Genomic DNA, 19155 nt, shown 5'->3' with positions numbered 1-19155 from the left:
ATTAAAAACGATCTAAGATATATCTTGATAATGTTTCGACATGCTCCGATATGACGGGGCATGAAAGGACATTCCATGCATTCTTCCCATTCTGAAGGCCGCCGTTGCGGCCATGGTTTCGGCCGTCGCGGCTTTGAGAGCGCCTTCGGCGGCCGTGGTTTCGAAGCCGCCTTTGGCGGCCGGGGCTTCGGGCGCGGCTTCGGTGGCCGCCACGGTGGCTTCGGCGACAAGTTCGGCGCTGGCGATTTCGCCGGGCCCGGCGGTGGCCGCGGCGGGCGCCGCCGGCGTTTCGACGCCGAGTCGCTGCGGCTGGTGGTGCTGACCCTCGTCTCCGCCGAGTCGCGCCACGGCTATGACATCATCCGCGCCATCGAGGAGCTGACCGGCGGCCAATATGCGCCCAGCCCCGGAGTCATCTACCCGATGCTGAGCCTGCTGGCGGAAATGGAGCTGATCGCGCCTTCCGCCGAGGACGGCAGCCGCCGCAGCTTCGCCATCACCGAGGACGGCAAGGCCTATCTCGTCGTCCATGCCGAAGCGGCGGAAGCGGCGATGGCGCGGCTGAAGGCGCTGGCCGCGCCCGCCGGCGGCGCCGATCCGGCGCCGGTCAGGCGGGCGATGGCGAACCTCGCCGCCGTGTTGCAGACGAAGCTGCGCGAGGAAGGCGCCGGCAAGGAGCGCATGCTAAACGTGGCGGCGCTGCTGGACGAGGCGGCGTCGAAGATCGAGCGGCTCTGACGCGGATATGGCCCGCCCCGGCAAGCCGGGGCGGGCCTTTCTCTTGCCTTCGCGTCGCGCAGCGGGTTGAAGGGGGCATGAGCGACAAGCGCCCCGCCCTCATCCAGCCCCACGTGCATCCGCTGCCGGACCATCGCCCGTTGCGCGACGCCTTCGGCTGCTTCGCGACCGGGGTGACGATCGTCACCAGCTTCGACCGCGACGGCAATCCGGTGGGCTTCACCGCCAACAGCTTCACCTCCGTTTCTCTCGACCCGCCGATGCTGCTGGTGTGCCCGGGGCGGAACATCCGCAGCCTGCCGGCCATCCGCCACAGCGGCCTGTTCGGCGTGAGCGTGCTCTCCGCCGGCCAGCGCGGCGTCGCCGACTGTTTCGCCTCCCGCCGGGAGGACCGCTTCGGCGAGGGCGAGTGGGTGGAATCGGAATCCGGCCTGCTGCTGCTGGAAGGCGCCTGCGCCAATTTCGCCTGCACGCTGGTGCAGGATGTCGACGCCGGGGACCATCAGGTGCTGATCGGCCGGATCGACAGCTTCCGCTCGGCCGAGAACCGGCATCCGCTGATGTTCGTGCGCGGCGGCTATCTCTGAGGATCGGGGCGCCGCGCCGGCTGGCGCAGCGCCACGACCAGCCCCACGAGCGCCAGCGCCGAGCCGCCGATGGCGAGCGGGGTCCAGCGGAAATCCTCGGCCACGGTCGAGATCGCCATGGCGATGATCGGGATGAGGACGCTGGTCCAGGCGGCTTCCGCCGGCCCCATCTTGCGGATCAGGTCGAAATAGAGGGCGAAGGCCAGCGCGCTGGCGAAGACGCCGAGATAGAGGAAGCCCAGCCAGTAGCTGGGCGCCGTGTCGAACTGCGGCGGGCCGACGAAGACCATGGCGACGAGGGCGTTCACGCCCGCGCCGATCAGCATCGCCCAGGCGAGGCCGGGAAGCGCCGGGAAGGTGAGCGCGCGGGGGCTGGCTTGCATCACATTGGCGATGCTGGCGGACAGCACGCCGGCGATCACCAGCGTGAGGCCCAGCATCGTTTCGGCGCGGCTGCCCGGAAGCGAAAGCTGCTGCGCGAACAGCAGGCCGACGCCGAAAATGCCAAGCGTGGCGCCGAGCAGGAACTGGCGGCTGACCGGGCGCTTCAGGAAGGCCCATGCGAGCAATGCGTTCGGCACCATCAGCAGCGCGAAGGCGACCGCCGGGATGCCCGACGGGATGTAAAGCTCCGACCGATAGACGAAGTTGAAGTTCAGCACGAACTGGAACAGGCCGATGGCGAACAGGAAGGGCAGCGCGTGGCGCGGCACGGTGAGCGGCAGGCGCTTCACCGCGCACCAGGCAAGCAGGGTGAGGCCACCCGTCAGGAAGCGGTAGCTGACCGACCAGCTGGGGTTCACGTCGCCGAGCTGATATTTGATGACGATCCAGGTCGTCCCCCAGATGAGGGTGACTATGGCGAATTGCAGCATCGTGCGCGGCGACATGGGAAGGGCTTTCGGGCGAGTCAGAGAGAAGCGAGGGCGGAGGCGAGGCTTTCGATGGCGGTTTCCGCCTGATCCCAGCGGATCACGAAGCGCGCGGCTTCCGGCCCAGCCAGTTCCCAGTCGTAGAAGCTGAAGCCCTGCGCGCGCAGGCGCGCGCGTTCGGCCTCGTTCAGGTGCAGGAACAGTTCATTGGCTTCGACGGGGTAGAGCAGGCGGCCCGCGGCGGCCTTCGCCAGCCGCTGCGCCGCGGCGTTGGAACCGGCGGCGATCTCCAGCCACAGCCCGCCTTCCAGCATCGCCAGCAGTTGCGCGGCGGCGAAGCGGCCTTTCGACGGCATCAGCCCGGCGCGCTTGCGGCGGACGGGGATGCTCTGCGCCAGCGCCTCGTCGAAGACGATGAGCGCTTCGGCCGACATGCCGCCGTTCTTGATGCAGCCGAAGGAGAGGAGGTCGACGCCGGCGCGCCAGGTGACGTCCGCGGGCGCGCAGCCCAGATGCCGGACGGCGTTGGCGAAGCGGGCGCCATCCATCTGCACCTTCAGTCCGCGCGCTTTGGCCCATTGCGCCAGCGCCGCCACTTCGTCCGGCCGGTAGACGGTGCCGCACTCGGTCGCCTGCGTCAGGCTGAGCGCCGCCGGCTGCACCTGGTGCACATCGCCCCGGCGGCGGGCGGCGGCTTCGTCCAGCGCTGCGACCGTCAGCTTGCCGGCCGGAGCCGGCACCAGCATCAGCGTCGCGCCGCCGGTGTAGAAGGGGATGGCGCCGGCTTCGTCCACCTCGATATGCGCTTCCGCATGGCACCAGACGCCGCCGAACGGCGGGGTGACGGCGGCTAGGCCCAGCGCGTTGGCGGCCGTGCCCGAGGGGACGGCGAAAGCCTTCACCGGCCGTTCGAACAGTTGCGAGAAGGCGTCGTCCAGCCGGGCGGAGAAACGGTCTCCGTCGTAGCCGGCCGGTTCGGGGCCGGCCGCGTCGGCGACGGCCCGCAGGATGGCCGGGTGCACGCCGGCGGCGTTGTCGGAAGTGAAGTCCATGGGTGTCGCGTTTCTGGCAGGCCGGGGGCGGGAAGCCCTTAGGCCCCAGGTTGGGAGCCTATACAAGCCATCCATAAATACATTTTTTCCGTCGCCCCGGGCTTGAGCGGAGGTCCGGCTTTCTTCCTCTAGCGTGGTGGCTGCAGAAAAGCTGGACCCCGGGTCAAGCCCGGGGTGACGGGAATGGGGGGGCCTGCCTAGTCGCCGTAATCGGAGGCCCAGCTTTCGCCTTCCGCCGGGTCGGAGAAGCGGGTGAACTCGCGGTGGAACATCAGCGGCACCGTGCCGGTGGCCCCGTGCCGCTGCTTGGCGACGATCACCTCGGCGCGGCCGCGCAGCCTGTCGGCCTTTTCCAGCCAGGCCTGGAACTTTTCGCTGCCGTCCTCGGGCTTCTTCCCCTCGTGATAATATTCCTCGCGGAAGACGAAGAGCACGATATCCGCGTCCTGCTCGATGGTGCCCGATTCCCGCAGGTCGGACAGTTGCGGCCGCTTGTCCTCGCGGTTTTCCACCTGCCGGCTGAGCTGGGACAGCGCGATAACCGGAATGTCCAGCTCCTTCGCCAGCGTCTTCAGGCCGCGGGTGATCTCGGAGATTTCCTGCACCCGGTTCTCGGCGGCGTTGCGCGCCGTGCCCTGCAGCAGTTGCAGATAGTCGATGACGATGAGGCCGATCTTCTTCTGCCGCTTCAGCCGCCGGGCGCGGGTGCGCAGCGCCGCGATCGAAAGCGCCGGCGTGTCGTCGATGTAGAGCGGCAGGTCGAAGAGATTTTCCGCCGCGCGCGCGAGGTCGTTGAATTCCGCCTGGGTGATCTTCCCCATCCGCAGATTCTCCGAGCTGATCTGCGACTGCTCGGCCAGAATCCGGTTGGCGAGCTGGTCCGCCGACATTTCCAGGCTGAAGAAGGCGACCGGGGCGCCCGACGAGGCGGAAATGCCCTCCCGCTCGTCCTGCTTCGCGCGATAGGCGGTGGCGAAGGCGATGTTGGTGGCGAGCGCCGTCTTCCCCATGGCCGGGCGGCCGGCGAGCACCAGAAGGTCGGAATTGTGCAGGCCGCCGATCTTGTTGTTGAGGCCGGTGAGCCCGGTCGTCAGGCCCGACAGATGCCCGCCCGACTTCATCGCCTTGGCCGCCATTTCCACGGCCTTCCTGGCCGCGCCGGCGAAATCGACCGACGCGCCCGAGACCTCGCCGGTTTCCGCGACGCGATACAGCGCTTCCTCCGCCGCCTCGATCTGCTTCATCGGCGCGACTTCGCTGCTGGTGTCGGTGGCGGAACTTACCAGTTCCGCGCCGACCAGCACCAGCGCGCGCAGCAGGGCGAGATCGTAGATCTGCTGCGCGCAGTCCCGCGCGGCGATGACCACGGCCGGATCCTCGGTCAGCCGCAGCAGATAGGTGGGGCCGCCCAGTTCGGCGATCGCCGCGTCCGTCTCGAACAGGGGCCGCAGCGTGACGGGGTTGGCGACCATATTATGGTCCGCCAGCCGGCGGATCTGCGCGAACACGCGGCCGTGCAGCGGCTCGTAGAAATGCTCGTCCCGCAGTTGCAGGTGGATGTCCTCCAGCAGTCGGTTCTCCAGCAGCAGCGCGCCGAGAAGCGCCTTCTCCGCCTCGATGTTGAACGGAATGCGCTGGACGCCGTTGCCGGCGGGGTCGATGCTGGAGGGGTGAGGCAGGACTGTCATGGGCCGACCTCTTTGCGCCAGGCGATGCCGCTTTGGGTAGAGGGGGAATCGCAGGTTTCAGGCGGAATCGGGGCTGTGGATGCTTTCCCTCGGCGGTTTTCCGGTTCTGTCGGATTCATCCACAGGAGAGTTGTCGGGGGTTCGGCGGCGGTCGGGGTTTTTGCCTCCGGCGGCCAGGGCTTCGCCCTGGACCCAGCAGGGAAATGATTTCCCTGCACCCTCTTTTCTTCGGGTTGGGGCTGAATCGGCGAGGTCGGGCTTGCGGATTCGGTTCGATTGCCTGCAGCGCTCTGGGTCGGTTTCACCCGTCACCCCGGGCTTGACCCGGGGTCCAGCTGTTTGGCCCGCCATTCGGGCATGATCGGCGAACCTCGGCGCGCGAGGAAGCTGGACCCCGGGTCAAGCCCGGGGTGACGGGTGAGGTCGGCGGTTTAAAACCCGCCAAGTCAGCGCCGCAGGCAATAATTTTCTTGTCAAAGCGACCTTGCCGCTCGAACCCGAAAATGTGGGTGCAGGGAGCACGGCTCCCTGCCGGGGGAGTTTGAGGGGGCAGAGCCCCCTCAAGAACACCAGGCCTAGAACTCCGAGCGGAAGGTGAAGGCCGCGCCGCTGTCCTGCAGGCCGGGGAAGTTGCCGGCGTTCTGGCGGTGGAAGGCGGCCAGTTGCAGATTGCCCCAGGCGTAACCAAGCTCCGTCGCGGTTTCGCGGGCGAGGACGGCGGCGTTGAGCGGCTGGCCGTTCGCCAGCCGGAACTGGCCGGAAGTGACGGCGAGTGGGCCGGCGAACCGCAGCGACAAGGCGCCCGGCCCGGCCGGGGCTTCCGCCGCCAGCGACCAGCTTTGCGTTTGCAGCTTGCCGGCGTTCAGCAGCAGATGGCCGCCGGCGAGATGCGGCTGCACCCAGCCTTGCGTACCGGCCAGGCGCAGGCGGTAGCCGCTCTGCTCGAAACCGGCGGCGAGGCCAAGCGATTGCGTGCGGCCGCCCGTCAAGCCGAAATCGGGGGAGAGGCGGGTGCCCAGCAGCGCGCCCTCGTCCTGCGCGTCCGCCGCTTGCACGGCGAGGCGCCATGGCCCGGTGGCATAGGCGGCGCCCAGCGTCAGGCGCGACTGGCTGGCGCTGCGGGAAAGGCCGGGGATGTCGTTGAGGCCATAGCGGCGGTGGCTGGCGGCCAGCGCCAGCGCCAGCGGGCCGTGGCGGTGCTCGGCCATCAGCATCTGACGGCCGCGCGTGCCGGTGCCCTCGTCGGGGGAGAGGCCGTCGTCGGCTATGAAGCCGCCGGCCGCCGCGCCGGGCAGGCTTTCGCTGGCCAGCCGGCCGGAAGCGGCGACGAAGCCGAAGCCGTTGCTGGCGGCGAGGCGGAGCCGGGTTTCCCGCAGCGGATTGCGGGTGCCGGCGCGGGCGTCCACCCCGCGCTGGGCGAAGCCGAGGTTGGCGACTTGATGGTCCTCGTTGCGGAAATGGTCCGTGCCGGTGCGGTCCATCCGCTCGCTGGCGCGGATCTGCAGGCTCAGCGCGAAGGGGCCGGCCGCGCGGTCGGTGTCGGCCGAAAGCAGGCTGGCGGCGGCCAGCCGCCCGGTGAGGCGGCGCGGCGAGGCGGCGCGCAGCGTGAGGCCGACCGGGGCGGTGTAGGTGCGGTCGAAACGGTCCGTCACCTGCATCTGGCGGAGCGCGGTTTCGCCCGAAAGCCCGTTGCCGAACGCGCTGCCGAGCGTGCCCGCCGGGCCGGCGCCGACCGGCACCTGCGTGCCGGCAAGGCTGGTCTGCCCGGAGGGGCCGATGGCGCGGGCGATGTTGAGGAGGCCCCGGCCGTTGATGGCGTCGGTTCCGGCGGCGCCGACATCGTCCGCGGAGGAGAGGAGTATGTCCACGAGCCTCTGGGCGGTGAGGTTGGGGAAATAGTGGGCGAGAAGGGCGACCGCGCCCGAGATGGCGGGGGCGGCGAAGCTGGTGCCGGAATAGATATAGGCGTCGCCCAGATGGTCGAAGCTGCGCACGCCCTCGCCCAGCGCCAGCAGATAGTTGGATTGCGCCTGCCCGGCCCGGTTGGAGAAATCGGCGATCTCGCCGGCCAGAGTCGAGGCGCCGGCGATGATCACATTGGCGCTGCTGCCGGCGGCGAGCGCGGCGGCGGGCAGCGGGTCGACCTCGGACTTGCCGTCGTTGCCGGCGGCGACGACGATCACCACATTCGCCGCCGCGGCGCGGGCGAAGGCGTTGCGCAGCGTGCTGTTCGCCGCCGAGCCGCCGAGCGAGATGTTGATGACCTTCGCCCCGGCGGAGACGGCGGCGTCGATCGCGTCGGCGATGGCCCTGTCGGCATATTCGCAGCCGTTGGCGCAATCCCCATTGTCCGCCCGCATCATGGCGATGGTGGCGCCGGGCGCCACGCCGACGATTTCCCTGTCGTTGCGGGCGGCGGCGGCGACGGCTGCCACCGCCGTTCCATGGCCGTGGGAATCCGAAAGCCCGCGCCCCTGGCCGGTGACGTCCCGGCTCTGGCCGGCGATTCGGCCGGTGAACTCGCCGAGCGTGTCGGTGATGCCGCTGTCGACGATGCCGATGGTGACGCCCGCGCCCGAGGCGCTGAGCTGCCAGGCGCCGATCGCCTTCGACTGCACCGCCGAGGTGGAGCGCTGATATTCGGCCGTGTCGTAATCGACGGCCGGGGTTGGCGTCGGCGTCGGCGTCGGCGTTGGGGTGGGTGTGGGCGGCGGCGGCGTAGAGATGGTGCCGGGGCCGGGGCCGTCGGATCCGCCGCAGGCGGCGAGCAGCAGCGCGGGCGCGGCGAGCAGAGCGAGTTTCAGCCAGCGGCTGGGGGAGAGAGGGTGGGCCAAGTTCATCCTTGCTTCTTGCTTCTTGTTCTTTGCGATTCGCCTGTCGTCCGCAGGCGGGCAATTCATGCCGAACTGGCTTCCGGCATGCAACCTCGTCTATGGGCGGCGCCATGCCTGCCGTTCCCGTTCCGCCCGGACCTGCCTTCCCCGCCCGTCTGGACTCCGTCTTCTCCGCCCGTCTGGGCGAGGTGGACTGCTGGCTGTTCGACATGGACAACACGCTCTATCCGGCGCGGGCCAATCTCTTCGCCCAGATCGACCGCAGGATGGAAGCCTTCGTCGGCCGCCTGCTGGGGCTGGGGCGCGACGAGGCGCGGGTGGTGCAGAAGCGCTATTTCCACGAGCATGGCACCACCTTGCGCGGGCTGATGCTGAGCCATGACGTCGATCCGAACGACTTCCTGGACTATGTGCACGACATCGACATGTCGGTGCTGGACCCGGACCCGCGGCTGGCCGCGGCGCTGGAAAGGCTGCCGGGGCGGCGGATCGTCTTCACCAACGGCGACCTCGCCTATGCCGAGCGGGTGCTGGCGGCGCTGGGGATCGGCGACTGCTTCCACGCCATCCACGACGTGCACGCCATGCGCTATCATCCGAAGCCCGACCCGCGCGCCTATCGCGGGGTCTGCGAGGCGCATGGGATAGCGCCTGAGCGGGCCTTCTTCGTGGACGACATGGCGCATAATCTGAAGCCCGCGCACGCGCTGGGCATGGTGACGGGCTGGGTGAACAATGGCTCCGAGCGCGGCGACCATGGCCATTCGCCCGACTTCATCGACCATGAATTGCACGACCTGACCGACTGGCTGGAGGAACTGACGAGATGACGAACGGGGCTGAACTGCAGGCGATCATCGAGGCGGCCTGGGAAGGCCGGGAAAGCCTGACCCCCCATGACGCCCCCGGCAACGCGCAGGCGATCGCCGCCGTGGGCGCAGCGATCGAAGGGCTGGACAGCGGCCGCCTGCGCGTGGCCGAGCCGGATTCGGCCGGCGAGTGGCGGGTGAACCAGTGGCTGAAGAAGGCGGTGCTGCTGAGCTTCCGCCTGACCGCCAACGCGCCGGCCGGCGGTGTCGGCGCGCCCGCCTATGACAAGGTGCCGCTGAAGACCGAAGGCTGGGACGAGGCGCGCTTTTCCGAGGCCGGCTTCCGCATGGTGCCGGGCGCCGTCGTCCGCCAGGGGGCCTATGTGGCGCCGGGCGCGGTGCTGATGCCGAGCTTCGTGAACATCGGCGCCCATGTCGGCAGGGGCACGATGGTGGACACCTGGGCGACCGTCGGCAGTTGCGCGCAGATCGGCGCCCATGTGCATATCTCGGGCGGGGCGGGGATCGGCGGCGTGCTGGAGCCGCTGCAGGCCGGCCCGGTGATCATCGAGGACGGCGCCTTCATCGGCGCCCGCTCGGAAGTGGCCGAAGGGGTGATCGTGCGCGAGGGCGCGGTGCTGTCCATGGGGGTGTTCCTGGGCGCCTCCACCAAGATCGTCGACCGGGAGACGGGCGAGACCTTCATCGGCGAAGTGCCGGCCTATGCGGTGGTGGTTCCGGGCACGCTGCCCGGAAAGCCGCTGGCCGACGGCACGCCGGGCCCCAATCTGGCCTGCGCGGTGATCGTGAAGCGCGTGGACGCGAAAACGCGGGCGAAAACAGGCATCAACGAGCTCTTGCGGGACTGAGGGGAAGGGCGCAAAGCCGGCGGATCGGAGCCGATTCGCCGGAGTTGCCGCATGAAGCTGTTGTCCGCCGCCCTGATCCCGCTGCTGCTGGCGGCGCCCGCCGTGGCGCAGAAGCCGGTGACCCCGACCGGGCTGTGGCAAAGCCCCGGCGGCAACACGCGGATCCGCATTTCGAAATGCGGCCAGAATATCTGCGGCAAGGTGGCCTGGGCCAGCGACAAGGCCAAGGCCGACGCCGCGCGCGGCGGGCATCCGGACCTGATCGGCATGAACCTGTTCGAGGATTTCACCCGCACCGGCCCCAGCGAATTCCAGGGCCGGGTGTTCGTGCCGGACATCAACCGCCGCTTCAACGGCACGCTGGCGGTGCAGAATCCGAAGACCATCGAGGTGCGCGGCTGCCTGGTGCGCAACACGGGGTGCCGGCGGGAGACATGGACGCGCGTGGGCAACTGAGCTTCATAGGGAAAAGACGATGAACTGTTTTTTGTATGCGTTTGTTCTGACTGGCCTTCATATAATGCCCCATACGGCAGCGATGGCCTTATCTTCGCCACAGCAGGATGCGCCTGCCGGCGATGAAAAGAAGGAGCAGGACAGAAAAATCTGTCGCACACACGCTGTAACAGGCTCTCGCCTGAGGTCTGAAAAGACCTGCCGCACCCGCTCCGAATGGGAGCGGGTGGATCAGGAAGCGCAGCAGACTATAGACAGCAACCGCCGGGGCATGGTGAACAATTCGCCCAGTAGATCGGACTGAATGGCGCTTGCCCTGATCGGTGTCTGGCTGCGGTTGATCGGCTACTCAGCCGAAGACCTCCTCGAAATGCGCCTGCATCGCCTTCCATGACCTTTTGTCGGTGCGGTCGTGGTGGATGATGGTGGCCATCAGTTCGCCGTTAGCCTCCGGATTGGTGAAGCTGTGCTTCGCGCCGGTGTAGGCGATCGTCTGGCAGTCGGCTTCGGCCGCCGCCATCTCGTCCAGAAAGGCGGTCAGGTGCGCGTGCGGCACCAGCTCGTCCTCCGCGCCGTGGCAGGCGAGGATCTTCGCGGAGATCTTGCCCTTTTCCGCCGGAGTCGGCGTGTCGAGCGCGCCGTGGAAGCTGACGACTCCCAGCACGTCCGGGTTGTTGCTGCGCGCGAGTTCCAGCACCGTGCGGCCGCCGAAGCAATAGCCGATGGCGGCGATCCGCCCGTCGCACAGGTCATGCGCCTTCAGCGCCGCCACGGCCGCCGCCACCGGGGCGCGGAGCTTCGGCGTGTCGGCCGCCAGGTCGCCGATGATCTTGAAGGCTTCCGGCGGGTCGGCGGGGATGTGCCGGTCGCCGAAGATGTCGGCGGCTAGCGCGACATAGCCGAGCTCGGCCAGCATCTTCGCGCGGCGCCGCACCTGGGCGCCCAGGCCCCAGGCCTCGTGCACGGCGACGACGCCGGGCCGCGGCCCGGGGAATTTCGCCGGATCGGGCCGTTCCAGCACGCCGAGGCAGCGCTGGTCGCCGTCGAAATATTCGAAGTCATTCTGTTCGGAAGCCATGCGCGCGCTCCTTAAAGCTGGCCCAGCAGATGCTCGGCGGAAGAGACCTTGAAGGCGCCCGGCTCCTCGACGTTCAGTTCGACCACCTTGCCGTCCTTCACCAGCATCGAGAAGCGCTGCGAGCGGGTGCCCATGCCGAAGCGCGAGCCGTCCATCGTCAGGCCGAGCGCCTTCGAGAAATCGCCGTTGCCGTCGGCCAGCAGGCTGATCTTGCCTTCGGCGCCGGATTGCTTCGCCCAGGCGCCCATCACGAACACGTCGTTGACGGACAGGCAGACGATCTCGTCCACGCCCCTGGCGGCGAGTTCGCCGGCCTTCTCGATGAAGCCCGGCAGATGCTTCGCCGAGCAGGTGGGGGTGAAGGCGCCGGGCACGGCGAAGAGGGCGACGGTGCGGCCGGCGAACAGGTCCGCGGTGTCGACGGGGGCGGGGCCGTCGGCCGTCATCTTCATCAGAGTGGCTTCAGGAACGCTGTCTCCAACCTTGATCGTCATCGCTCTTCCTCCTTCTTGGGCTTCTGCCTGGACCGCATCCGCCTCGATCACAAACGGCGTTAATGCGCGGGGTTCACCACGTCTAGCACCTGTTCATGACAGGCGTCCGGGCGTAGAGGTGCGACCGACAGGGGCTGCATGAAACAGGTGCCATATCTTTCCGGCCAGTTCTTGCTGGCGATGCCCGGTATCGGGGATGCGCGCTTCGACCGGAGCGTGATCGCCATGTGCGCGCACGACGAGGAAGGTGCGCTGGGGATCTGCCTGCACGAGCCGCTCGACGATCTGGATGTGCCGGCGCTGATGCGCCAGCTCGACATCGATCCGGCCTCCACCCCGGCGCGGCCGGTGCTGGCGGGCGGCCCGGTGGAGCCGGGGCGCGGGCTGGTGCTGCACTCCCCCGACTGGTCCGGGCAGGACACGCGGCATGTGGCGGGCGCGGACGGGGCGGCCTGGGCGCTGACCGGCACGCGCGACGTGCTGGTGGCGATCGCCGCCGGGGCCGGGCCCCGTTTCTGGACGGTGGCGCTTGGCTACGCCGGCTGGTCCGGCGGGCAGCTGGAGCGCGAGCTTCGCCGCCACGGCTGGTTCCACACGCCGGGCCGCGAAAGCCTGTTGTGGACGACCGAGCCGGAACTGCGCTGGAGTCAGGCGTTCGCCGGCGCGGGAATCAACAGCGCGCTTCTGGCGGCGGACGCCGGCCACGCCTGAGCCGGGTCTCGCCTGAGCCGGGTCTCGCCTGAGTTGGGCCTCGCCTGAGCAGGGCGCTCAGATTCTGCACCCTGGTTTCCTTTTCCCGCTTTCATTCCGCCTGAGCGAAGGTTCCTCTTGACGCAGAGGCCGCCTCGGTCTTTGACCGCGCGGCGAGAAAGTGCCGACGTCAAGAGAGGGATTGGATTTGGCCCAGCTGTTCGACAAGATCCTGATTGCCAACCGCGGGGAGATCGCCTGCCGGGTGATCCGCACGGCGCGCAGGCTGGGGATCCAGACGGTCGCCGTCTATTCCGACGCCGATGCCGACGCCGTGCATGTGCGCCTGGCGGACGAGGCGGTGCACCTTGGCCCGCCGCCCGCCGCCCAATCCTATCTGCTGGGCGAAAAGATCATCGAAGCTTGCAAGGCGACCGGCGCGCAGGCGGTGCATCCGGGCTATGGCTTCCTCTCCGAACGGGAATGGTTCGCGAAGGCGCTGGACGAGGCGTCGATCGCCTTCATCGGCCCGCCGGCTTCCGCCATCGCCGCCATGGGCGACAAGATCGAATCGAAGAAGCTGGCGAAGCTCGCCGGCGTGAACGTCGTTCCCGGCTTCGTCGGCGAGATCGAAAGCACGGAACATGCCGTGGAGATCGCCAACGGCATCGGCTATCCGGTGATGATGAAGGCGTCGGCCGGCGGCGGCGGCAAGGGCATGCGGCTGGCCTTCAGCGAGGCGGACGTGCGCGAGGGCTTCGAATCTGTGAAGCGCGAGGGGCTTTCCTCGTTCGGCGACGACCGGGTGTTCATCGAGAAGTTCATCACCGAGCCGCGCCACATCGAAATCCAGCTGCTGGGCGACAAGCATGGCAATATCGTCTATCTGAACGAGCGCGACTGCTCGATCCAGCGCCGCCACCAGAAGGTGGTGGAGGAAGCGCCTTCGCCCTTCGTCACCCCTGAAATGCGGAAGGCGATGGGCGAGCAGGCCGTCGAGCTGGCGCGCAAGGTGGGCTATCATTCCGCCGGCACGGTGGAGTTCATCGCCGGCGCCGACCGGGGCTTCTACTTCCTGGAAATGAACACCCGCCTGCAGGTGGAGCATCCGGTGACCGAATGCATCACCGGCCTCGACCTCGTTGAGCAGATGATCCGCGTGGCGGCCGGCGAGAAGCTGGCCTTCGGGCAGGCGGATGTGAAGCTGGAGGGGCATGCGATCGAGACCCGCTTCTACGCGGAAGACCCCTATCGCGGCTTCCTGCCGTCGATCGGCCGGCTTTCCGCCTATCGCGAGCCGGCGGCGGGCGCCGGCGTGCGGGTGGATACCGGCGTGGTCGAGGGCAGCGAAATCTCGATGTTCTACGATCCGATGATCGCCAAGCTGATCACCCATGCGCCGACCCGGCTGGAAGCGACCGACCTGCAGATCGAGGCGCTGGACCGCTATTATGTGCGCGGCATCAGCCACAATTCCGATTTCCTCTCGGCGCTGATGCAGCATCCGCGCTTCCGCGACGGCGAGAAGGTGACGACCGCCTTCATCGCCGAGGAATATCCGGAAGGCTTCGCCGGCGCCGAGCCGGATTCCGGCCGCCTGCCGCCGCTGCTGGCGCTGGCCGCGGTGATCGGCCATGCCGCCGCCAGCCGCGCGGCGCATGTGGACGGGCGGCTGAACGGCGGCGACGCCGCTTCCGACTGGGTGGTGGAGCTGGACGGCGAGCAGCATGCCGTTCGGCTGGCGCCGGTCGGCGCCGACTATCGCGTGACGGTGGACGGCAAGGCGCTGGCGGTGGAAACCGGCGGCCGCATCCCGCCCTTCGGCGTGGTGGAAGCCAAGGTGGAGGGCAGGCCGGTCGCGGTGCAGGTGGACCGCAAGGGGTCCGGCTTCCATCTGGTGCACCATGGCCGCCAGCATGCGATGCGGCTGCTGACCCCGCGCGCGGCGGAACTGGCGAAGCATATGCTGCCGAAGGTCGCGCCGGACATGTCGCGCTATCTGCTGTGCCCGATGCCGGGGCTGGTGGTTTCGATCGCGGTCGCCGAGGGCGACAAGGTGGAGGCCGGGCAGCAGCTGGCCGTCGTCGAGGCGATGAAGATGGAGAATATCCTGCGCGCCGAGAAGAGCGGCACGGTCGCCAGGCTGCACGCCAGGGCAGGCGACAGCCTGGCGGTGGACGCGGTGATCCTGGAGTTCGAAGGCTGAGGCTTTCGCGGCGGCCGCGAGCCGGGCCAGGCTGGGGACTCATATTCCCCTTGCCATCGTCTCCCCGGGTCAAGCCCGGGGTGACGGAGAATAGGGCAAGGGCTTGTGCAGCTTCCCTATCTGGGGCTCGGCTCGGTTTACAATGTGTTACGCCCGGCGCCTTGCGGCGAATCCGTTAACCAATTAATATGGCGTTCATAGGCGCAAAGGCGCCGATTTAAGGTTTTGCCTGGGCGGTGCCTTTCGCCGCCCTGCCATAAGAGCTGTTGCGGGCCGGCGGGCGGGTGTTGACGGGACGCCCGCCCCGCTTGCGTCTGCATTGTTGAAATCCTGAAAAAACAAGGGGATGGCGGCAGCGAACTGTGTTGCAATCCTTGACAATGGCGGCATTGCAAGCGGCGGCCGGACAGGGCAAATTTCGGTTAACAGGCCGGCGCCAAGGACCGGCCGGGATAAAGCCAACGGCCAGCCAGAAGGCCGGAAAAAAGAAAGAGACGTCGCATGAACCGGATCGCCAAAACCTCGGTCGCCCTCTTCGCCGCTTTCGCCGCCGTCGTTCCCGCCGCCGCCTATGATGGGGGCGGGCTGGCCTCGGCCGCGCTGCAGCCGCAATATTGGGTGATCGCCATTTCCCTGACCGGCCTCATCGGCCTCGGCCTCGGCAAGGGCGCCGCCGTGCGCGACGAAGCCGAGGACGAGCGGACGCGCTTCTCCGCGGCCTCTCTGGCCTGACCGCCTTCGCCTGAAGCGCCTCAGGCCGCCGCGCGGCAGCGGAAGCTGGACGGCGCCTGGAACAGGCACTCCACCCGCTGCCCGCCGCGGTTGATTCCGAACAGCGTCTGGTTGCCGGAGGCCTTCAGCGCCTGCGAAACGTCGCCGACGCTGGCCACCCGCTGGCCGTTCACGCTTTCCACGATGTCCCCCGGGCGCGGGAAGCCGGTGCGGGCGGCCGGCGCCTGCTGCGGCACCCGCACCACGACCACGCCGCGTTCCGGCAGGCCGGCGCCCAGTTCCTGCGCCAGCGCCGGCGAGAGATTGGCGATCGACACGCCGGCGAGGATGTTGCCGTTGGGAATCTGCGTGAGCTGCCGCGCCGGCGATTCGGGCGGCGCCACCAGGTCCAGCTTCAGATTGGTGGCCGAGCCGCCGCGCACCACCGTCAGCGTCACCGATTCGCCGACCGGCTGGGTGGCGATCTGGTAGCGCAGCGACGACGGGTCCAGCACTTCCTTGCCGTCGATCGCATAGACGATGTCTCCGGGGCGGAGCCCGGCCAGCGCCGCCGGCGAGCCGGGCGAAACGCCGGTGACGAGCATGCCCGACGGGCGGTCCAGCCCGGCGCGGCCGGCGGTGTCTCCGGTCAGCGCTTCGCCTTCGGCGCCGATCCAGGCGGTCACGAGCTTGCCGGTGCTGGCGCCGCGCAGGAAGATCTTCACCATGTTGGAAGGGATGGCGAAGCCGAGGCCGATGGAGCCGCCGTCGCGTCCGCCCGTCAGGATGGCGGAGTTGATGCCGATCACTTCGCCGTTCATCGCCGCCAGCGCCCCACCGGAATTGCCCTGGTTGATGGAGGCGTCGGTCTGGATGAAGAATTGCGCGTCGGACACCCCGATCCCGGTGCGGGCCGTCGCCGAGACGATCCCCTGCGTGACGGTCTGCCCCACGCCGAAGGGGTTGCCGATGGCGAGCACGAGGTCGCCGACCTGCGAACGGTCGCTGTCTCCGAGGCGGGCGACGGGCAGTTGCGCGCCCTTCGGGTCGATCTCGAGCAGGGCAAGGTCCAGGCGGGGTTCGGAGAAGATGAGCTTGGCGGGATATTCCCGCCGGTCGGCCAGCGCCACGAGGATCTGGTCCGCGCCCTGCACCACATGGTTGTTGGTGACGACGAGGCCCTTGCCGTCGACGATGACGCCGGAGCCGAGCGAGTTCTCGACTCGCGGCTGGCTGTCGAACACCGAGAAGAAGGGGCTCATCTGCTGCCGCTGGCGCACGACGCGGGCGGTGAAGATGTTGACGACCGCCGGCTGCACCGACTTCGCCACCGGCGCGAACGACAGGTTGATCTGCCCCGCCGTGCTGGGGAGGGTGCGCGGCGCCTCGCCGCCGGCCTGCTGCGCGAGACGCGAGGCATCCTGGGCAATGGCGGTTCCGCTGCCGGACCAGCTGTTGATCGAAAGCGCCAGCGCCATCCCACCTGCCGCGCCCGCCGCCAACAGAGCCATTGCCTTGAACTTCATCGAACCGATCGCCTCCCGCACATTGTCACGCCGCACCCTCTTAGAATCGGGCCTTGCGGCCGCTCTTGCAAGGGCTTCCCGCATCTGCCGCCAAAGGTCTGAAGCGACTCTGAACGGAGATGCCTTTGACAAATGCAGGCACCGGCCGCAGCATGGCAAGAGCCCGAAGAAGGCAGGAGGAAAATGTTCGGAGGTCGGCCGTTTCTGCCAGGCGCATCCGCGGCACCCGGAGGGCGCGCGTGGTGCGGCTGAGCGGGCGCGACGGAACGGCGGCGCGGCAGCGGCTGGACACCGGCCTGCTGCTGCGCGCCTATGCGGCCGGGCTTTTCCCCATGGCCGACACCCGCGATTCAGCCGATGTGTTCTGGGTGGAGCCGCGCCGGCGCGGCATCCTGCCGCTGATGGAGTTCCACCTGCCGCGCTCGCTGGCCCGCACCCTGAAGCGCGAGCGCTTCTTCCACAGCCGCGACCTGGCCTTCGACGCGGTGGTGCAGAGTTGCGCCAGCACCGCGCCGGGGCGGGAGCAGAGCTGGATCAACGCCACCATCCACGACGCCTATCTGCGCCTGCACGCCCAGGGCCATGCGCATTCGATCGAGACCTGGGACATGGACGGGCGGCTGGTGGGCGGGCTTTACGGGGTTCGGGTGGGGGCGGCCTTTTTCGGCGAAAGCATGTTCAGCCGGGCGACCGACGCCTCCAAGGCGGCGCTGGCGCATCTGATCGCCCGCCTGCGGCTGGGCGGGTTCGCGCTGCTGGACACCCAGTTCCTGACCGCGCACCTGGAGCGTTTCGGCGGGCGGGAGGTTCGGCGCAGCGATTATGTGGAGCGGCTGGCGGCTGCGGTCTCGAGGCCGGCGCGCTGGACCTTGCTGGACGCGCTGGAGGGCTTTCCGCCTCAGCCCTCGGGGGGCGGGGTGGTGGCCGGCGGCGCCGCGGGCGTTTCGGCGGCCGGCTTCGCCGTTTCCGGATTGCCGCCGCCGGATTTCGCCGCGCCCGAATTCCGCGCGCCCGACTTCGCCTTGCCGCCCGAGCTGCTGGGGGCCTTGGGGCCGTCCGGGAAGCGCATCGTGCAGCTCTTGAGCCAGACATCGTAGACCGGGTGCACCACCGGGTTGAGCGAAGGCGATTCGGCGAAGATCCAGCCCGAGAAGACCAGCTTCGGCGCCGGGGCCGGGGCGTTGCCGATTGGCCGGGGCAGTTCCGCCACCTGCACGAAGGCGGCGGATTGCGTGCGCTCGAAGGATTGCGTGCGCTCGCAACTGCGCAGCAGGCCGGAGAGCTGGCCGAAGCGGAAATGCTCGCCGGGCTTCAGCGTGAATTCGGCGGTGGTGCCGAGCCGCTTGTCGAGGACGCCGATGACGGCGGTGCGCTCGTTCAGGGGAACGGCGGCGGCGCCGGTGCGGGCGGTGCCGCCTTCCACCACCGTGCGGCTTGCGGGCGCGCCGGCCTTCGCCGCCGCCTTCGGGGCGGCTTGCTTTTGCGCCGGCGCTGTTTGACTTTGCGCCGGGAGCGGCGCGGCGGCGAAGATCAGGGCCGCCGCCAGGAGGCGGGGGGCTGCCTTCATTCGGCGGGCTGGGCGGCGGCGTCTCCGTCGGAGGCCTTCTCGCCGCTGCGGTTGATGACCGAGCCGATGAGGCCCATCAGGTCGGTCGCGCCCTGCGTGTCGGTGATTTCGTCGCCGGGAGCCAGATGCTCGCTGTCGCCGCCGGGGACCAGCGCGATGAAGCTGCCGCCCAGAAGCCCTTCCGAGGTGATCGCCGCCGAACTGTCGAGCGGAAGCTGCACCGCCTTGTCCACCGTCAGCGTGACGACCGCCTGGAAGCTGGCCGGGTCGAGCTTCTGCCGGGTGACGGTGCCGACCTTCAGCCCCGAGACCCGCACGTCCGAGCCGACGGCGATCCCGGCGGCGTTGGGGAAGCGGGCGGTGAGGCTGTAGCTGTCGGTGCCGGTGCTGCCGGTGCGGCCTAGCGCGAAGACCAGGAACCAGATGGCGATCGCCACCACGGCAAGCCCGGTGAGCGCCTCGGCGACATGGTCCTTCAGAAGCTGCGGCATCTCAGCGTTACTGCCCCGGCGTCCAGGGGCGATAATCGGCGGCGGCAGGCGCGCGCCTGCCGCCGGCCGCCAGCGCGCCGCTCGGCAGTTCCGCCCGGTCGCTGCCGGTCGGGTTGGGGCGCCAGGGCTTTTCCCAGGCCTTCACCGGCAGCGGCACCTGCGTCGGCGCGTCGGCGCGGGACTTGTGCAGCCAGAGGTGCCATTCGGGCGGCACGCGGCTCGAATCATTGTCCGTCGCGTAGATGACCCAGCGGCGGCCCGAGGATTCGTCCGTGTAATAGATGTTGCCGTCGGCGTCGCGGCCGACTTCCGTGCCGTTGCGCAGCGTGTTCAGCCAGGTGCCGAAAGTGCTGCCCGTCCACCAGGTGAAGAGATTGAAGGCCATGATCCATGCCCCTAGAGCATCTCGCCGCCGCCTGCAAAGGGGGCGCTTCGATATTGGACGAGACCCGCGCGCCGCATCGGGGAGCGGCTTTTCCGAAGGCGC

Annotated in this window: 18 protein-coding genes and 1 pseudogene; 9 read left to right on the top strand and 10 right to left on the bottom strand. The window is 68.9% G+C overall.

Translation table 11 applies throughout. The features are described from left to right. The first annotated feature begins 75 nt into the window (after positions 1–75). The gene (locus L6Q21_RS14330) at positions 76–738 is read left to right on the top strand and encodes a PadR family transcriptional regulator (RefSeq protein ID WP_237831449.1); all 663 of its coding nucleotides are present in this window, start codon (positions 76–78) and stop codon (positions 736–738) included. Between the two features lie 77 nt (positions 739–815). After that, positions 816–1325: a flavin reductase family protein gene (locus tag L6Q21_RS14325; protein ID WP_237831448.1), complete on the top strand. Its 510-nt coding sequence runs from the start codon at positions 816–818 to the stop codon at positions 1323–1325. Here the strand turns inward: L6Q21_RS14325 and L6Q21_RS14320 are convergent. The 4 genes from L6Q21_RS14320 to L6Q21_RS14305 all read right to left on the bottom strand — a co-directional run bounded on the left by L6Q21_RS14320 (position 1316) and on the right by L6Q21_RS14305 (position 7777). Continuing rightward, complete coding sequence (locus L6Q21_RS14320; protein ID WP_237831447.1) at positions 1316–2215, bottom strand: DMT family transporter; 900 nt, start codon at positions 2213–2215, stop codon at positions 1316–1318. The two genes, L6Q21_RS14325 and L6Q21_RS14320, sit on opposite strands and share 10 nt — an antisense overlap. A gap of 20 nt (positions 2216–2235) precedes the next feature. Continuing rightward, on the bottom strand, positions 2236–3249 hold the full coding sequence (locus tag L6Q21_RS14315; protein WP_237831446.1) for a threonine aldolase family protein: 1014 nt from the start codon (positions 3247–3249) through the stop codon (positions 2236–2238). 197 nt (positions 3250–3446) lie between these two features. Continuing rightward, complete coding sequence (locus tag L6Q21_RS14310; RefSeq protein WP_237831445.1) at positions 3447–4937, bottom strand: replicative DNA helicase; 1491 nt, start codon at positions 4935–4937, stop codon at positions 3447–3449. A 575-nt stretch (positions 4938–5512) separates the two neighbouring features. Continuing rightward, the gene (locus L6Q21_RS14305; protein ID WP_237831444.1) at positions 5513–7777 is read right to left on the bottom strand and encodes a S8 family serine peptidase; all 2265 of its coding nucleotides are present in this window, start codon (positions 7775–7777) and stop codon (positions 5513–5515) included. Positions 7778–7980: 203 nt separating this feature from the next. Here L6Q21_RS14305 and L6Q21_RS14300 point away from each other — a divergent pair, with 203 nt between their 5' ends. The 3 genes from L6Q21_RS14300 to L6Q21_RS14290 are packed head-to-tail and all read left to right on the top strand — an operon-like array spanning position 7981 to position 9905. Further along, complete coding sequence (locus L6Q21_RS14300) at positions 7981–8601, top strand: pyrimidine 5'-nucleotidase (protein WP_237831477.1); 621 nt, start codon at positions 7981–7983, stop codon at positions 8599–8601. Then, on the top strand, positions 8598–9449 hold the full coding sequence (gene dapD / locus L6Q21_RS14295; protein WP_237831443.1) for a 2,3,4,5-tetrahydropyridine-2,6-dicarboxylate N-succinyltransferase: 852 nt from the start codon (positions 8598–8600) through the stop codon (positions 9447–9449). The genes L6Q21_RS14300 and dapD overlap by 4 nt, the downstream gene beginning before the upstream one ends. A gap of 51 nt (positions 9450–9500) precedes the next feature. Then, complete coding sequence (locus L6Q21_RS14290; protein ID WP_237831442.1) at positions 9501–9905, top strand: DUF2147 domain-containing protein; 405 nt, start codon at positions 9501–9503, stop codon at positions 9903–9905. Positions 9906–10254: 349 nt separating this feature from the next. On the opposite strand, the gene L6Q21_RS14285 is transcribed toward L6Q21_RS14290, so the two are convergent. Continuing rightward, positions 10255–10983, bottom strand: coding sequence for a dienelactone hydrolase family protein (locus tag L6Q21_RS14285; RefSeq protein WP_237831441.1), 729 nt, complete (start codon positions 10981–10983; stop codon positions 10255–10257). Positions 10984–10994: 11 nt separating this feature from the next. Continuing rightward, complete coding sequence (locus tag L6Q21_RS14280) at positions 10995–11477, bottom strand: peroxiredoxin (protein WP_237831440.1); 483 nt, start codon at positions 11475–11477, stop codon at positions 10995–10997. A gap of 138 nt (positions 11478–11615) precedes the next feature. Here L6Q21_RS14280 and L6Q21_RS14275 point away from each other — a divergent pair, with 138 nt between their 5' ends. The 3 genes from L6Q21_RS14275 to L6Q21_RS14265 all read left to right on the top strand — a co-directional run bounded on the left by L6Q21_RS14275 (position 11616) and on the right by L6Q21_RS14265 (position 15105). After that, on the top strand, positions 11616–12188 hold the full coding sequence (locus L6Q21_RS14275; RefSeq protein WP_237831439.1) for a YqgE/AlgH family protein: 573 nt from the start codon (positions 11616–11618) through the stop codon (positions 12186–12188). A 196-nt stretch (positions 12189–12384) separates the two neighbouring features. After that, positions 12385–14373, top strand: coding sequence for an acetyl-CoA carboxylase biotin carboxylase subunit (locus L6Q21_RS14270; RefSeq protein ID WP_237831476.1), 1989 nt, complete (start codon positions 12385–12387; stop codon positions 14371–14373). Between the two features lie 501 nt (positions 14374–14874). Continuing rightward, positions 14875–15105, top strand: coding sequence for a hypothetical protein (locus tag L6Q21_RS14265; protein WP_237831438.1), 231 nt, complete (start codon positions 14875–14877; stop codon positions 15103–15105). Positions 15106–15125: 20 nt separating this feature from the next. Here L6Q21_RS14265 and L6Q21_RS14260 read toward each other — a convergent pair whose 3' ends face one another. Further along, on the bottom strand, positions 15126–16646 hold the full coding sequence (locus L6Q21_RS14260; protein ID WP_237831437.1) for a Do family serine endopeptidase: 1521 nt from the start codon (positions 16644–16646) through the stop codon (positions 15126–15128). A 212-nt stretch (positions 16647–16858) separates the two neighbouring features. On the opposite strand from L6Q21_RS14260, the gene aat reads away from it, so the two are divergent. Further along, a complete protein-coding gene (gene aat / locus L6Q21_RS14255) occupies positions 16859–17707 on the top strand; it encodes a leucyl/phenylalanyl-tRNA--protein transferase (protein ID WP_255696922.1) in 849 nt (282 codons plus the stop codon). A 35-nt stretch (positions 17708–17742) separates the two neighbouring features. On the opposite strand, the pseudogene L6Q21_RS14250 reads toward aat, so the two are convergent. The 3 genes and pseudogenes from L6Q21_RS14250 to L6Q21_RS14240 all read right to left on the bottom strand — a co-directional run. Then, positions 17743–18177, bottom strand: a pseudogene (locus tag L6Q21_RS14250) (DUF2155 domain-containing protein); the annotation flags it as partial. Further along, positions 18174–18668, bottom strand: coding sequence for an outer membrane lipid asymmetry maintenance protein MlaD (gene mlaD / locus L6Q21_RS14245; RefSeq protein ID WP_237831436.1), 495 nt, complete (start codon positions 18666–18668; stop codon positions 18174–18176). The gene mlaD and the pseudogene L6Q21_RS14250, both read right to left, overlap by 4 nt. A gap of 7 nt (positions 18669–18675) precedes the next feature. Next, complete coding sequence (locus tag L6Q21_RS14240) at positions 18676–19053, bottom strand: NADH:ubiquinone oxidoreductase subunit NDUFA12 (RefSeq protein WP_237831435.1); 378 nt, start codon at positions 19051–19053, stop codon at positions 18676–18678. Positions 19054–19155: the final 102 nt, after the last annotated feature.

The sequence above is a fragment of the Sandaracinobacteroides sayramensis genome (assembly GCF_022014495.1).
GTDB classification, from domain to species: domain Bacteria; phylum Pseudomonadota; class Alphaproteobacteria; order Sphingomonadales; family Sphingomonadaceae; genus Sandaracinobacteroides; species Sandaracinobacteroides sayramense.
The sequence above is the reverse complement of the archived record's forward strand: the minus strand, read 5'-3'. Positions and strand labels throughout refer to the sequence as shown.

What these genes read in the sequence shown, in the direction of transcription:
- L6Q21_RS14330 (WP_237831449.1), top strand. Translation starts at nt 76, where the DNA reads ATGCATTCTTCCCATTCTGAAGGCCGCCGTTGCGGCCATGGTTTCGGC.
- L6Q21_RS14325 (WP_237831448.1), top strand. Translation starts at nt 816, where the DNA reads ATGAGCGACAAGCGCCCCGCCCTCATCCAGCCCCACGTGCATCCGCTG.
- L6Q21_RS14320 (WP_237831447.1), bottom strand. Translation starts at nt 2,215, where the DNA reads ATGTCGCCGCGCACGATGCTGCAATTCGCCATAGTCACCCTCATCTGG.
- L6Q21_RS14315 (WP_237831446.1), bottom strand. Translation starts at nt 3,249, where the DNA reads ATGGACTTCACTTCCGACAACGCCGCCGGCGTGCACCCGGCCATCCTG.
- L6Q21_RS14310 (WP_237831445.1), bottom strand. Translation starts at nt 4,937, where the DNA reads ATGACAGTCCTGCCTCACCCCTCCAGCATCGACCCCGCCGGCAACGGC.
- L6Q21_RS14305 (WP_237831444.1), bottom strand. Translation starts at nt 7,777, where the DNA reads ATGAACTTGGCCCACCCTCTCTCCCCCAGCCGCTGGCTGAAACTCGCT.
- L6Q21_RS14300 (WP_237831477.1), top strand. Translation starts at nt 7,981, where the DNA reads ATGGACAACACGCTCTATCCGGCGCGGGCCAATCTCTTCGCCCAGATC.
- dapD (WP_237831443.1), top strand. Translation starts at nt 8,598, where the DNA reads ATGACGAACGGGGCTGAACTGCAGGCGATCATCGAGGCGGCCTGGGAA.
- L6Q21_RS14290 (WP_237831442.1), top strand. Translation starts at nt 9,501, where the DNA reads ATGAAGCTGTTGTCCGCCGCCCTGATCCCGCTGCTGCTGGCGGCGCCC.
- L6Q21_RS14285 (WP_237831441.1), bottom strand. Translation starts at nt 10,983, where the DNA reads ATGGCTTCCGAACAGAATGACTTCGAATATTTCGACGGCGACCAGCGC.
- L6Q21_RS14280 (WP_237831440.1), bottom strand. Translation starts at nt 11,477, where the DNA reads ATGACGATCAAGGTTGGAGACAGCGTTCCTGAAGCCACTCTGATGAAG.
- L6Q21_RS14275 (WP_237831439.1), top strand. Translation starts at nt 11,616, where the DNA reads ATGAAACAGGTGCCATATCTTTCCGGCCAGTTCTTGCTGGCGATGCCC.
- L6Q21_RS14265 (WP_237831438.1), top strand. Translation starts at nt 14,875, where the DNA reads ATGAACCGGATCGCCAAAACCTCGGTCGCCCTCTTCGCCGCTTTCGCC.
- mlaD (WP_237831436.1), bottom strand. Translation starts at nt 18,668, where the DNA reads ATGCCGCAGCTTCTGAAGGACCATGTCGCCGAGGCGCTCACCGGGCTT.
- L6Q21_RS14240 (WP_237831435.1), bottom strand. Translation starts at nt 19,053, where the DNA reads ATGGCCTTCAATCTCTTCACCTGGTGGACGGGCAGCACTTTCGGCACC.